We start from the raw sequence: 13,444 nt of genomic DNA, 5'->3' as shown, positions 1-13,444 counted from the left end.
CTCTTGGCCGGGCTGCCGACTCATCTCCTACGGAGGTTCAACCGGAGAAACAAAGGATTCTCTTATGTCCGCTCTGCCGACCTTCACCATGCGTCAGCTGATCGAAGCTGGCGTTCATTTCGGTCACCACACCCGCCGCTGGAACCCCAAGATGGCTCCGTTCATCTTCGGCGTCCGCAACAACATCCACATCATCGACCTGCAGCAGACCGTTCCGATGCTGCATCGCGGCATGCAGGCCGTGCGTGACGTGGTTGCCGCCGGTGGCCGCGTGCTGTTCGTGGGCACCAAGCATCAGGCCGCCGACGTGGTCGCCGATGCCGCCCGCCGTTGCGGCCAGTACTATGTCAACCATCGCTGGCTCGGCGGCATGCTGACCAACTGGAAGACCATCTCGCATTCCATCAAGCGCCTGCGCGAAATGGACGAGCAGTTTGCCCAGGGCAACCTGCAGGGTCTGACCAAGAAGGAACAGCTGAACCTTGACCGCGAGCGCGAGAAGCTCGAGCGCGCCCTGGGTGGCATCAAGGAGATGGGTGGCCTGCCGGACATCATCTTCATCATCGACACCAACAAGGAAGCGCTGGCCGTTCAGGAAGCCAACAAGCTGGGCATCCCGGTCGTCGCCATCCTGGACAGCAACTCCGATCCGAACGGCGTGACCTTCCCGATCCCGGGCAATGACGACGCCATCCGCGCCATCACCACCTATTGCGACCTGATGGTCGGTTCGGTGCTGGCCGGTATCCAGGCTGAAATGACCCGTTCGGGCGTCGATGTGGGCGAGCAGGCGGAAACCATTGCCGAGCCGGCCCTCGAGGAAGAAGGTGAAGTCGAGGCCAACCCGGCCGCCGTCGAAGCCGCTTCCGAACAGCCCGGCGCCTGATTTAAAGTCGCCGAAAAAAGATGGCGGCGGCGCAGGTCGCCGCCATTTCTTTAAGCGAAGTCTTACGAAATTCGAATTCTGCGAGAAGAGGGACCCATGGCCGAGATCACCGCCGCGCTCGTCAAGGAACTGCGCGAAAAAACTGGCGCCGGCATGATGGATTGCAAGAAGGCGCTGAACGAAACCTCGGGCGACCTGGAAGGCGCCATCGACTGGCTGCGCAAGAAGGGCCTGGCCGCTGCCGCCAAGAAGGCCGGTCGCGTTGCCGCCGAAGGTCTGGTTGGTGTGGTCACCGAAGGCAAGAAGGGTGCGGTTCTGGAAGTCAATTCCGAAACCGACTTCGTCGCCCGCAATGACAAGTTCCAGGATTTCGTCGCCAATGCCACCAAGGTGGTGCTGACCGCCGGTGCCGATATCGAGCAGGTCAAGGCTGCTCCCTACGGCAACGGCAAGAGCGTGCAGGACGAACTGACCGCCCTGATCGCCACCATCGGCGAGAACATGAACCTGCGTCGCGGCCAGGTGCTGGAAGTGGGCCAGGGCGTCATCGCCTCCTACATCCACAATGCTGTCGCTCCGGGCTTGGGCAAGATCGGCGTTCTGGTCGCCCTGGAATCGTCCGGCGACGAAGCCAAGCTGCAGGAAATCGGCAAGCAGATCGCCATGCATATCGCTGCCGCCCAGCCGCAGTTCCTCGACACCAGCTCGGTGGACCAGGATGCGCTGAACCGCGAGCGCGACGTGCTGACCGAACAGGCCAAGGCTTCGGGCAAGCCCGAGGAAGTCATTGCCAAGATGGTCGAAGGCCGTCTGCGCAAGTACTACGAGGAAGTGGTGCTGCTTGAGCAGGTCTTCGTCATCGACGGCGAAACCCGCATCAAGAAGGTGATCGAGAACGCCGCCAAGGAAGTCGGCGCTCCCGTCGCCATCACCGGTTTCGCCCGTGTTGTCCTGGGCGAGGGCATTGAGAAGGAAGAAAGCGACTTCGCCGCCGAAGTGGCGGCTCAGGCCGGTCGCTAAGTTTTCCGGTCCTTCGGGCGGCGGATTTTCGCCGCCCGAAATGGGCGCGCGACACGAAGCGGGAATGGTGTATCATCCCTCGGCGCGCCAATATGTTTGATTGATGATAGTCTTCTCCTGCGGTTCTCGCAGGTCATTCAGCGACGGACGATCCGAGGCCCGACATGCCCAACGATATGAAATACCGCCGCGTTCTTTTGAAAATTTCCGGCGAGGGCCTGATGGGCTCGCGCGAATACGGCCTGGACAATGAAACCGTTTCGCGGCTGGCCCGCGAGATCAAGGCGGTGGTTGAGGCCGGGGTCGAAGTCTGCATGGTCATCGGCGGCGGCAACATCTTCCGGGGGGTCTCGGGAGCAGCCACCGGAATGGAGCGGACCAGCGCCGATTACATGGGCATGCTGGCGACCGTCATCAACGCGCTGGCCGTCCAGAGCGCGCTGGAGCGCGTGGGCGTCGCTACCCGCGTCCAGTCCGCCATCCCCATGTCTATGGTCTGCGAGCCCTATATCCGCCGCCGGGCCGTGCGGCATATGGAGAAGGGGCGGGTGGTCATTTTCGCCGCCGGGACTGGCAATCCTTTCTTCACGACCGATACGGCGGCCGCTCTGCGCGCCGTCGAAATGAACTGCGATGCCCTGCTCAAGGCGACCCAGGTGGATGGTGTCTACAGTGCCGATCCCAAGAAGGTTGCCGATGCCTCGCGTTACGAACAGCTGACCTATATGGACGTGCTGGCGAACGATCTGGCGGTCATGGACGCCTCGGCGGTGTCGTTGTGCCGCGAGAACAAGATTCCGATCCTTGTCTTCTCGTTGCACAGTGAGGGCGCCTTCAGCGAGGTCCTGGCGGGCCGCGGGCGGTTCACCATCATCAAGGAAGAGGAATAACAACGTGTCCGCAGCAGGGAATTACAGCGATCTTAAAAAGGACATCAAGCACCGTATGGACAATACGGTGGAGGTCCTGAAGAAGGAGTTCGGCGGCCTGCGCACGGGTCGTGCGTCCACCAGCCTGCTCGAACCGGTGATGGTCGACGCCTATGGCAGTTCCATGCCGATCACCCAGGTCGGCACGATCGGCGTGCCCGAACCGCGCATGCTGACCGTACAGGTCTGGGACAAGGGGCTGGTGAAGGCGACCGAAAAGGCGATTCGCGATTCCGGCCTGGGCCTCAATCCCTCGACCGATGGCCAGATCATCCGCGTGCCGATTCCGGCCCTGAACGAAGAGCGCCGCGTCGAACTGACCAAGATCGCCGGAAAATATGCCGAACAGGCTCGCGTTGCGGTGCGTAACGTCCGCCGTGACGGGATGGACACGCTCAAGAAGATGGAAAAGGACAGCGTTATTTCGCAGGACGAACAGCGGAAATACGCCGACGAAATCCAGGCCCTGACCGACGAGACGATCAAGAAGATCGACGACGCGCTGGCGCAGAAAGAAAAAGAAATAATGCAGGTTTGAGGAAGAGACCGATGGTTGCGGTCTCCTCCAAGGACGAGGGTCTTCGTCCGCCGGTTCATGTCGCCATCATCATGGATGGCAACGGCCGCTGGGCGAAGGCCCGCGGCTTGCCGCGCACCGCTGGTCACAAGCGGGGTGTCGATGCCGTGCGTACGGTGATCGAGGCCGCAGGCAAACTCGGTATTTCTTATCTTACCCTGTATGGTTTTTCCTCCGAAAACTGGCGGCGTCCGGAAACGGAAGTCCGCGACCTCATGGGGCTGCTGCGGCTGTTCCTGCGCAGCCAGATCGCCGATTTGCACAAGAATGGCATCTGCCTGAAGGTGATCGGCGAGCGGAATCGCCTTGCTCCTGACATTGTGCGCCAGATCGAAGAGGCCGAAGCCCTGACCGCCGCCAATAATGGTTTGGTGCTTACTGTAGCTCTGAGTTACGGCGGGCGTCAGGAATTGGCCGAGGCGGCCCGCCGTCTGGCGGCGGACGTGGCGGCGGGGCGGATGACGGTCGATCAGATCGACGAGGAAAGCCTGGGGGCGCGTCTCTATACGGCGGGAACGCCCGACCCTGATCTTATCATCCGGACCAGCGGCGAACAGCGCATCAGCAATTTCTTGCTGTGGCAGTCGGCTTACGCCGAATTCGTTTTTGTCGATACGCTGTGGCCCGATTTTTCCGCGAGTGATCTCGAGGCCGCCATCGGTACCTTCCAAAGGCGAGAGCGGCGCTACGGCGCCGCTGGCTGACTACCTTGCTACGCACACGCATCCTTTCGGCTCTGGTCCTGGCACCCCTGGCCCTGGCCGCCATCTGGTTCGGCTCTCCCTGGTTCACGTTGCTGGCGGCCCTGGCGGGTGCCATCATGGGATGGGAATGGGCGCGGATCGTCACCGATCGCTTTGGCAAAGCTGGCTTTGCCTTGTCCGTCTTGGCGGCGGCTGCCGCCGTCCTGGCCCAGATCGAACCAGCTTTCGCCTTCCTGGTGCTTGCCCTCGCTGTTGCCGGCGGCTACAGCCTTGGCAGGGAACAACGCGACTGGCTGGGCCTGGGGGCTTTCTATATCATCCTGCCGGTGATCGCCCTGGTCTGGCTGCGCAATCTGGAGGGCGGGCTGGAAACCGTTCTCTGGCTGATGCTGCTGGTCTGGGCGACCGATACCGGTGCTTATTTCGCCGGCCGGACCATTGGCGGGCCGAGGCTGGCGCCCCGGATCAGTCCGAAGAAGACCTGGGCCGGATTGATCGGTGGAATGCTGTCCGCAGCCCTCGTCGGTGCGGCCGTTGCGGCTTTCTGGAACCTCTCCGTAATCGTCCTCGTGGCGGTGAGCGCCCTGCTTGCAGTGGTGGCGCAACTGGGTGATCTTGGCGAATCTGGGGTCAAGCGCCATTTCGGCGTGAAGGATTCGAGCGCCATCATCCCCGGCCATGGTGGTGTGCTGGACCGTGTCGACGGTATCATGCCCGTCGCCGTGGTCGTTGCCGTCGTGGTCCTGGTGATGGGCGGTGGAGTGCTGCAATGGCATTGACGTTTTCCGAGGTCGAAGCTTCTGTCCTGGCCGTGGCTGGCGAGGATGAGCCTCGCGCCGTCACCATTCTTGGCTCGACCGGTTCCATCGGCTGCAATACCGTCGATCTGCTTGCGCGTGAGCCGGGCCGCTGGCGGGTCGAGGCGCTGACGGGCAACCGCAATGTCAGCCTGCTGGCCGAGCAGGCCCGTCTCCTGAAGCCCCGTTTCGTCGCCATTGCCGATGAAAGCTGCTTCGCTGCCTTGCGCGAGGCTTTGGAGGGGACAGGCATCGAGGTCGCCGCCGGACGTGCCGCCGTGATCGAAGCCGCCTGCCGCCCTGCCGATTGGGTCATGGCGGCCATCGTCGGAGCCGCCGGGCTCGAGCCGACATTGGCGGCGGCGCGGCGCGGTGCTGTCGTGGCCCTTGCCAACAAGGAATGCCTGGTCTGCGCCGGTGAGTTGATGATGGCCGAGATGAACGCCCATGGCGCCACACTGCTGCCGGTCGATTCCGAGCATAGCGCCATCTTCCAGGTCTTTGATTTTTCCCAGGCCGAGAAGGTGGAGCGGATCGTCCTGACCGCCTCTGGCGGTCCGTTCCGCCAGAGCAGCCTGACCGAGATGGCCAGGATGACGCCGTCGCAGGCCGTGGCTCATCCCAATTGGGAGATGGGTGCCAAGATCTCCATCGATTCCGCCACGATGATGAACAAGGGCCTGGAACTGATTGAGGCTCATCACATTTTCGCGGTTCCGGAAGAGAAGATCGATATCCTGGTCCATCCCCAATCGGTCATTCATTCCATGGTGTCCTATGTGGACGGATCCGTGCTCGCTCAGTTGGGCACGCCGGACATGCGGACCCCCATCGCCTATGCGTTGGGCTGGCCCCAGCGGATGACGGCCCCTTCGCCGCGCCTTGATCTGGCGGCCATTGCCAGCCTGACCTTCGAACAGCCCGATCCGGAACGCTTCCCGGCGCTGCGCCTGGCTCGCCAAGCCTTGCGCGCAGGGGGTGCTGTCCCAACTCTATTGAATGCCGCCAACGAGGTAGCGGTGCAGTCCTTCCTGGCTGGCGAGATCGGCTTCCTCGATATCGCCCGCACGGTGGAGGAGACGTTATCGGCGGTCGCCAATACGTCGCTGACCTCGATCGAGGACGTCCTCGACCGTGACCGTGCCGGACGTGAGGCGGCGGTGCGGATCGTGGCCGGCTTGTCCGGCCGCTAAGACAGGCTTGCGCGTGAGCGCACTATCGTAAGGTAAAAGGGCGTGTTCGAATTTCTGTTCGGTTTCTGGAACTACGTCATCGTCTTCCTCGTCATCCTGACGGTAGTGGTCTTCGTTCACGAGATGGGGCATTACCTGGTGGCCCGTTGGAATGGCGTGAAGGTCGAAGTCTTCTCGGTCGGGTTCGGCCGTGAATTGTTCGGCTGGAACGACCGATCCGGCACACGCTGGCGGGTGAGCATGCTGCCGCTGGGCGGTTATGTGAAGATGTTCGGCGATGCCGATGCCACCAGCACCACGGGCGAGAAGCGCGAGCTGACGGCCGAAGAGAAGGCGGTGTCCTTCCATCACAAGCGCGTCGGCCAGCGTGCTGCCATCGTCGCTGCCGGGCCGATGGCCAATTTCATCTTCGGCATCCTGGTCCTGGCGATCATGTTCTTGGTCCTGGGGCAGCCCCGGACGGCTCCAGTGATCAGTGAGGTGCGTCCGGAGTCGGCGGCGGCGGAAGCCGGTCTCCTGCCCGGTGACCGCATCCTTGCCGTCAATCGCAGCGAAGTCGGATCCTTCCAGGAGATCCAGCAGATCGTGCGTCTGCGGCTTGGCGAGACCTTGACCCTGCGTATCGATCGCGACGGCCAGATCATCGAGATTCCGACCCAGCCGCGCATGGAAGAGGTGCGCGACGCCCTGGGCAATCTCCAGATGGCGCCGGTTCTCGGTATCATGGCCGAGGCGGGCGCGACAGAGATCGTCAGGCACAATCCATTCACCGCCACTTGGGAGGCAACCAAGGAAACGGCGGGGATGATCAGCAATACCTTCACCGCCTTGGGCCAGATGATCGTCGGTACCCGCGGCACGGACGAATTGGGCGGGCCGCTGCGCATCGCCAAGGGGGCAGGGCAGGCGGCCCAACTGGGTATCGGAACGGTTGTATTCTTCACCATCCTGCTGTCGATCAATCTAGGGCTGATCAACCTTTTCCCCATCCCCATGCTGGATGGCGGACATCTTTTGTATTACGGCATCGAGGCCCTGCGCGGCCGTCCCCTGAGTGAAAGAGCCCAAGAATATGGTTTCCGAATCGGGCTGTTTCTGGTATTCGGCTTAATGCTTTTTGCCACCCGGAACGATCTCATCGACCTTAGGGTATGGGACCTTCTGAGGGGGGTCGTGAGTTAGCGCCGAATCTTTTGGGGGGCCTTAGGTGAAACTTCTCCGCACGCTGGCGCTGTACAGCGCCGTCGCTGTGTCTGCCACTCTGCCTTCCGCCTTGCATGCCCAGTCCTTGATGGAAATCGCCCAGGCGGGCGGTACCATCCAGGCTATCGTCGTGGAAGGCGTGCAGCGCATCGAGCCAGAGACGGTACGCTCCTATATGGGCCTCAGTGAGGGAGAACCCTTCGACCCCCTGCGCATCGACGAGGCGTTGAAGAATCTGTTCGCGACCGGCCTGTTCGCCGATGTGGCCTTGCGCCGCGAAGGCGACACGTTGATGGTGCGGGTGGTCGAGAATCCAATCATCAACCGCATCGCCTTCGAGGGGAACCGTCGCGTCCGGGACGAGGTGCTGGAACGCGAGGTGCAGCTGCGACCCCGTGTCGTCTTCACTCGCACCCGCGTCCAAAGCGACGTGCAGCGCCTGCTCGACATCTACCGCCGTTCCGGTCGTTTCGCCGCCACCGTTGAGCCCAAGGTCATTCAGCTCGAGCAGAACCGCGTCGATCTGGTCTTCGAGATCGACGAGGGGCCGGCGACCAATGTCCAGCGCATCAATATCATCGGCAACCGTGCCTTCAGCGATTCCCGTCTGCGCGAGGAACTGTCGACTCGTGAGTCGCGCTGGTATCGTTTCTTCTCCACAGATGACACCTATGACCCCGATCGCTTGACCTTCGACCGGGAATTGCTGCGCCGCTTCTATCTGCGTCATGGTTATGTGGATTTCCGCGTGGTGTCCGCGGTCGCCGAACTGACCCCCGATCGCGAAGCCTTCTTCATCACCTTCACCATCGAGGAAGGGGAGCGCTATCGCGTCGGTGACGTGCAGGTGGATGCCCAGTTGCGCGACCTGGATTCAGCAACGCTGGAGCCGCTCGTGCTGACCCAGACCGGGGACTGGTACAACGCGGATCGCGTCGAGAATACCATCCAGGCCCTGACCGATGCCGCCGCCAGCCGTGGCTATGCCTTCGCCGAGGTGCGCCCGCGCCTGGAGCGCCAGCAGGATGAGCGCGTCATCAACCTGGTCTACGAGATCCTGGAAGGTCCGCGTGTGTATGTGGACCGGATCGACATCCAGGGCAATGTCCGCACGCTTGACCGCGTCATCCGCCGCGAGATGCAACTGGTCGAAGGCGATGCCTTCAATGCCGCGAAGCTGCGCCGCTCGCGCCAGCGCATCCAGGATCTCGGCTTCTTCGAGCGCGTCGAGGTGACGGAAACGCCGTCCGACACTGCCCCCGACCGGGCGAATGTCGTGATCGACGTGCAGGAACGTTCCACCGGGGAACTGAGCTTTGGCGTGGGCTGGTCGACCTCGGCCGGCCCCTTGGCGGAAGTCAGCGTGCGTGAACGCAACCTGCTGGGCCGGGGCCAGGACCTGCGCGCCTCCTTCAGTGTGGGCGAGCGCCGCAACCAGTTGAGCCTGGGCTTCACCGAGCCCTATTTCATGGACATGCCGGTTGCCGCAGGCTTCGACCTGTACCACATCAACCGCAAGCTCCAACGCGAAAGCTCCTACGATTCCCGCACGACGGGCGGCTCCCTGCGTCTGGGCTATCAGCTTGATGAATACCTGCGCCAGGACTGGTCTTATACCCTGCGCCAGACCACCATCGAGAATGTGGATGCCGACGCCTCGCGCTACATCCAGGACCAGGAGGGGACGAGCGTGCTTTCCTCGGTGGGACATAGCATCACCTATGACCGCCGCGACAGCCGTCTTGATCCCACCGAAGGCTACATGCTGCGCTTGAGCACCGAATTCGCCGGTCTGGGCGGAACCGAGACGTTCCTGCGCAACAATCTGGCGGCGGCGCATTACTGGCCCTTGGCGGACCAGGTCGTGTTGCAGGTCGGGGGTACCGCTGGCTATATCTTCGGGATCAACGGCAAGGACGTGCGCATCAGCGAGCGCTATTTCGTCGGGGGCGACGATGTCCGCGGATTCGAATCCGCCGGTATCAGCCCCCGCGACCCGGCAACCGGGGATGCGCTGGGGGGCGTGTGGTCCTATACTGGAACCGTGCAGGTGGACTTCCCGCTGGGCCTGCCGCAGGAATTGGGCTTTACCGGCCGCGTCTTCACCGATTTCGGCGCGATCGGTCCGACCGAGAAGACCTCGGCCGGCGGGAGTGTCGAGGAGGCCTCCAGTGTCCGCCTGTCGATCGGCACGGGTGTCCGCTGGCGTTCGCCGATGGGGCCGATCAATGTGGATTTCGGCTTCCCGCTGCTTAAGGAAGACTTCGACAAGACGGAAACCTTCCGTCTCAACTTCGGCACGAGGTTCTGATTATGTTTTTCCCCAAGGGTCTTCGACGTGTTGCCGGGGCTGCGCTGATGGCGATGGCTTTTCTGGCGCCGTCCCTGCCGGCTGCTGCCCAGCAGGCACAAGGCGGAACTCCGCCGGCTGCTGTCGTGCTGGTCATCGACCTGCAGGAGATCTATCAGAAGGCCAAGGCCGCGCAGGGTGTGCGGGCGGAGCGCGAGAAGCTGGCGCAAAGCTATCAGGCCGAGTTCTCGAAGGAAGAGGATGCCCTGCGCAAGGCCGAGCAGGATCTGCTGAAGCAGCGTTCCCTGCTGTCGCCCGAGGCTTTCGCCGAAAAGGCCCGGGCTTTCGAGCAGCAGGCCGGGAGCTTTCAGCGGCGTGTCAATGAACGGCGGGAGGCGTTGGAGCGGTCCTTCGGGACGGCGATGAACCAGGTCCAGGACGGCCTGATCAAGGTGATGGACGAGATCGCGACGCAGAAGGGCGCTAACATGATCCTCTTCCGCAGCCAGACCTTCCTGTTCGATCCGGCCATGGACGCGACCGACCTGGCGATCGAACGCCTGAACGCCACGCTGCCTTCGGTGGCTTTCCCGACGCCGCAGACGCCCGCCCAGTAGATTGTCATGGCAGATCCCCGCTTCTTCGCAGTCGCCGGCCCCTTCACGCTAGGGCGGCTTGCCGAACTCGCCGGGGCGGAGCTGGCGCCGGGCGCCGATGCCTCCGCCCTTTATCGCGACGTGGCACCGCTGGACGTGGCGGGGCCGGAAGAGGTTAGTTTCTTCGACAACCGGCGCTATCTCGATGCCTTCACCAGCAGCCGGGCCGGTGCCTGCATCGCCCGGCCGACGGATGCCGACAAGGCTCCCGCCGGAATGGCGCTGATCCTCGCCATGGACCCGCATCAGGCCTATGCCCGCATCGCCCAGGCCTTCTATCCCCGCAAGGCGCCGGAGGCATGGACGGCACCCACGGCTTGGGTCGATTCTACGGCGAAGATCGGGGAAGGGTGCCGCATCGAGCCGGGCGCCTGCATCATGGCCGGAGCCGAGATCGGGCCGCGCTGCCTGATCGGGGCCAATGCGGTGATCGGGGAAGGGGTGGTGCTGGGTGAGGATTGCACCATCGGCGCCAATGCCTCGGTGTCCCATTCCTTGATCGGCAAGCGCGTGACCATCTATCCGGGGGCGCGCATCGGCCAGGACGGTTTCGGTTTCGCCATGTCCCCGCAGGGCCATCTCAAGGTGCCGCAATTGGGGCGCGTGGTGATCCATGACGATGTCGAGATCGGCGCCAACACCACCATCGATCGGGGAGCCGGGCCGGATACCGTCATCGGCGCGGGATGCTGGATTGATAATCTGGTGCAGATCGGGCACAACGTGCAGCTTGGTCGAGGCTGTGTCGTGGTGGCGCAGGTCGGTATCTCCGGCAGCACGAAGCTGGGCGATTTCGTCGCCTTGGGCGGGCAGGCCGGTGTCACAGGGCATCTGAAGATCGGAACGGGCGCGCGGATCGCCGCTCAGTCCGGCGTGATGCGCGATGTGGAAGCCGGCAGCACCGTTGCCGGCAGCCCCGCCCTCGATGCCAAGGAACATTGGCGCCAAATGGCGGCGCTTGGAAATCTGGCCAAGAAAAAGGCCCGCTGACGAAGCAGGAAACATGGATACGACCGTGGAACAATCCAGCCAGAAGATCATCGATATCAACCGGATCATTCAGATGATCCCGCACCGCTACCCTTTCCTGCTGGTCGATCGGGTGACCCAGGTCGTGCCTCATGAAAGCGCGGTCGGCATCAAGAATGTGACGATCAGCGAGCCGTTCTTCCAAGGCCATTTCCCTCAGCGCCCGGTCATGCCCGGCGTCCTGATCATCGAATCCATGGCCCAGACGGCGGCGGTCCTGGTGGTGGAATCGCTGGGCGAATCCGCCGAAGGCAAGCTTGTCTATTTCATGTCCATCGACAGCGCCCGCTTCCGCAAGCCTGTCGTCCCGGGCGACCGCATGATGATCCATGTGGCCAAGGAGCGCAGCCGCGGCAATGTCTGGAAATTCCGGGCGGAAGCGCGCGTTGATGACACCTTGATGGCGGAAGCCACCTATTCCGCGATGATTCTGGACAACTGATGCCGATTATTCATCCCACCGCCATTGTCGAAGATGGTGCGAAGATTGCCGACTCCGTCCAAATCGGTCCCTTCTGCCGCGTCGGTCCCAATGTGGAACTGGGCGAGGGGGTCGTGCTTGAGTCCCATGTGGTCATTGCCGGCCATACCAGCATCGGCGACCAGACCCGTGTTTTTCCCTTTGCTTCCCTGGGCCACCAGCCGCAGGACCTGAAGTACAAGGGCGAGCCGACCCGTCTGGTGATCGGTCGGAACAACGTCATCCGGGAACAGGTGACGATGAATCCAGGCACCGTCGGCGGTGGGGGCCTGACGGAGGTGGGTGACAACGGCCTGTTCATGGTCGGTGCCCATATCGCCCATGACTGCCGGGTCGGCAACAATGTGGTGATGGCCAACAACGCCACCCTGGGCGGCCATGTTTCCGTCGGCGACTACGCCTTCCTGGGCGGCCTGTCCGCCGTCCACCAATTCGTCCGCATCGGCAAGCAGGCGATGATTGGTGGCATGACGGGTGTCGAAGCCGATGTGATTCCCTTCGGCCTGGTGATGGGCAACCGCGCCTCGCTGTCCGGCTTGAACCTGGTCGGGTTGAAGCGTCGGGGCTTTTCGCGCGACGACATCCATGCCTTGCGCAATGCCTATCGCATGCTGTTCGCCCAGGAAGGGACCTTCCTGGAGCGTCTGGCCGATGTGGCCGAGATGTTCGGCGGGAATGCGACGGTGATGGAAGTCGTCGATTTCATCCGGGTCGATGCCCACCGTTCCCTGTGCCATCCTAAGGCGGGTAATGGCGCGTAAACTGGGAATCCTGGCCGGCGGTGGCGATCTGCCGGCCCAACTGATCAATGCTTGCCGCGAAACCGGGCGTGACTTTTTCGTCATTGCCTTTGAAGGCTTCGCCGAGAAGAGCATGGTCGAAGGGGTTCCCCATGTCTGGCTGCGGCTGGGCGAGGCGGGAAGCGGCTTCAAGATCCTCCACGACCAGGGCGTCGAGGATGTGGTGATGGCCGGGCCCGTGCGCCGGCCTTCCCTGCGCGATCTGCGTCCGGACTGGCAGACGACCCGGTTCCTGGCGCGCATCGGCATGTCGGCCTTGGGCGATGACGGCTTGCTGCGGGCGGTCATCCGCGAACTCGAGGACGAAGGCTTCCGCGTTGTCGGCATCGATGATGTCCTGTCCGATATCCTGGCCCGTCCCGGCCTCTACGGCAGTATCGAGCCTGATGAACAGGCGCGAGTCGATATCGCGCGCGGCCTGGAAGTCGCGCGCGGCCTGGGACGGCTGGATGTGGGGCAATCGGTCGTGGTCCAGCAGGGCATCGTGCTGGCTGTCGAGGCGGTTGAAGGCACCGATGCCATGATCGCGCGGGCTGGCGAACAGCGCAGGCCGGGACCGGGGGGCGTGCTGGTCAAGACCTGCAAGCCGGGGCAGGAGCGCCGCGCCGACCTGCCCACTGTCGGCCCCCGTACGGTGCAGAACGCGATCCGGGCCGGATTGCGGGGTATTGCCATCGAAGCCGGTTCCACCCTTATGGTCGGCACGGAAACCATGGTGGCCGAAGCCGATGCCGCCGGGCTTTTCCTGATCGGCATCGAGAGCATGAGCGGGCTTCCTTCCGCGCCCGGCCGGAGCGATACTCCGGGCGCTTCCTGAGGCCTTGGGAAAGGGATTGGGACTCGATTGATCCTGTCCCTTCCAGAAAAAAACGGATCGCG

Annotated in this window: 14 protein-coding genes; all 14 read left to right on the top strand. The window is 63.1% G+C overall.

Features of this window, described 5'->3' with window-relative positions:
- Positions 1 to 64 precede the first annotated feature (64 nt).
- A complete protein-coding gene (rpsB, locus tag EPD66_RS03150; protein ID WP_142847022.1) occupies positions 65 to 886 on the top strand; it encodes a 30S ribosomal protein S2 in 822 nt (273 codons plus the stop codon).
- A gap of 96 nt (positions 887 to 982) precedes the next feature.
- Positions 983 to 1,906: a translation elongation factor Ts gene (gene tsf / locus EPD66_RS03145; RefSeq protein ID WP_142847021.1), complete on the top strand. Its 924-nt coding sequence runs from the start codon at positions 983 to 985 to the stop codon at positions 1,904 to 1,906.
- A 164-nt stretch (positions 1,907 to 2,070) separates the two neighbouring features.
- Positions 2,071 to 2,796: a UMP kinase gene (pyrH, locus tag EPD66_RS03140; RefSeq protein WP_142847020.1), complete on the top strand. Its 726-nt coding sequence runs from the start codon at positions 2,071 to 2,073 to the stop codon at positions 2,794 to 2,796.
- Positions 2,797 to 2,851: 55 nt separating this feature from the next.
- Entirely contained in the window at positions 2,852 to 3,373 is a 522-nt protein-coding gene (gene frr / locus EPD66_RS03135; protein WP_221930867.1) for a ribosome recycling factor, read from the top strand.
- A gap of 11 nt (positions 3,374 to 3,384) precedes the next feature.
- Positions 3,385 to 4,116, top strand: coding sequence for an isoprenyl transferase (locus EPD66_RS03130; RefSeq protein WP_142847018.1), 732 nt, complete (start codon positions 3,385 to 3,387; stop codon positions 4,114 to 4,116).
- A gap of 5 nt (positions 4,117 to 4,121) precedes the next feature.
- Entirely contained in the window at positions 4,122 to 4,895 is a 774-nt protein-coding gene (locus EPD66_RS03125) for a phosphatidate cytidylyltransferase (protein ID WP_142847017.1), read from the top strand.
- On the top strand, positions 4,886 to 6,106 hold the full coding sequence (locus EPD66_RS03120) for a 1-deoxy-D-xylulose-5-phosphate reductoisomerase (protein WP_142847016.1): 1,221 nt from the start codon (positions 4,886 to 4,888) through the stop codon (positions 6,104 to 6,106). The genes EPD66_RS03125 and EPD66_RS03120 overlap by 10 nt, the downstream gene beginning before the upstream one ends.
- Before the next feature lie 42 nt (positions 6,107 to 6,148).
- On the top strand, positions 6,149 to 7,288 hold the full coding sequence (gene rseP / locus EPD66_RS03115; protein WP_255448350.1) for an RIP metalloprotease RseP: 1,140 nt from the start codon (positions 6,149 to 6,151) through the stop codon (positions 7,286 to 7,288).
- A gap of 25 nt (positions 7,289 to 7,313) precedes the next feature.
- A complete protein-coding gene (gene bamA, locus EPD66_RS03110) occupies positions 7,314 to 9,620 on the top strand; it encodes an outer membrane protein assembly factor BamA (RefSeq protein ID WP_370511852.1) in 2,307 nt (768 codons plus the stop codon).
- Between the two features lie 47 nt (positions 9,621 to 9,667).
- The gene (locus EPD66_RS03105; protein WP_185961223.1) at positions 9,668 to 10,216 is read left to right on the top strand and encodes an OmpH family outer membrane protein; all 549 of its coding nucleotides are present in this window, start codon (positions 9,668 to 9,670) and stop codon (positions 10,214 to 10,216) included.
- Between the two features lie 6 nt (positions 10,217 to 10,222).
- Complete coding sequence (lpxD, locus tag EPD66_RS03100; protein WP_142847014.1) at positions 10,223 to 11,245, top strand: UDP-3-O-(3-hydroxymyristoyl)glucosamine N-acyltransferase; 1,023 nt, start codon at positions 10,223 to 10,225, stop codon at positions 11,243 to 11,245.
- A gap of 13 nt (positions 11,246 to 11,258) precedes the next feature.
- Positions 11,259 to 11,726, top strand: coding sequence for a 3-hydroxyacyl-ACP dehydratase FabZ (fabZ, locus tag EPD66_RS03095; RefSeq protein ID WP_142847013.1), 468 nt, complete (start codon positions 11,259 to 11,261; stop codon positions 11,724 to 11,726).
- The gene (lpxA, locus tag EPD66_RS03090; protein ID WP_142847012.1) at positions 11,726 to 12,526 is read left to right on the top strand and encodes an acyl-ACP--UDP-N-acetylglucosamine O-acyltransferase; all 801 of its coding nucleotides are present in this window, start codon (positions 11,726 to 11,728) and stop codon (positions 12,524 to 12,526) included. The genes fabZ and lpxA overlap by 1 nt, the downstream gene beginning before the upstream one ends.
- The gene (locus EPD66_RS03085; RefSeq protein WP_142847011.1) at positions 12,516 to 13,382 is read left to right on the top strand and encodes an LpxI family protein; all 867 of its coding nucleotides are present in this window, start codon (positions 12,516 to 12,518) and stop codon (positions 13,380 to 13,382) included. The genes lpxA and EPD66_RS03085 overlap by 11 nt, the downstream gene beginning before the upstream one ends.
- Positions 13,383 to 13,444: the final 62 nt, after the last annotated feature.

It is taken from the genome of Telmatospirillum sp. J64-1 (assembly GCF_006980715.1).
GTDB classification, from domain to species: Bacteria; Pseudomonadota; Alphaproteobacteria; order Rhodospirillales; family Magnetospirillaceae; genus Oleiliquidispirillum; species Oleiliquidispirillum nitrogeniifigens.
Note: the sequence above shows the minus strand (reverse complement) of the source record. Positions and strands in the feature narration are given on the sequence as shown.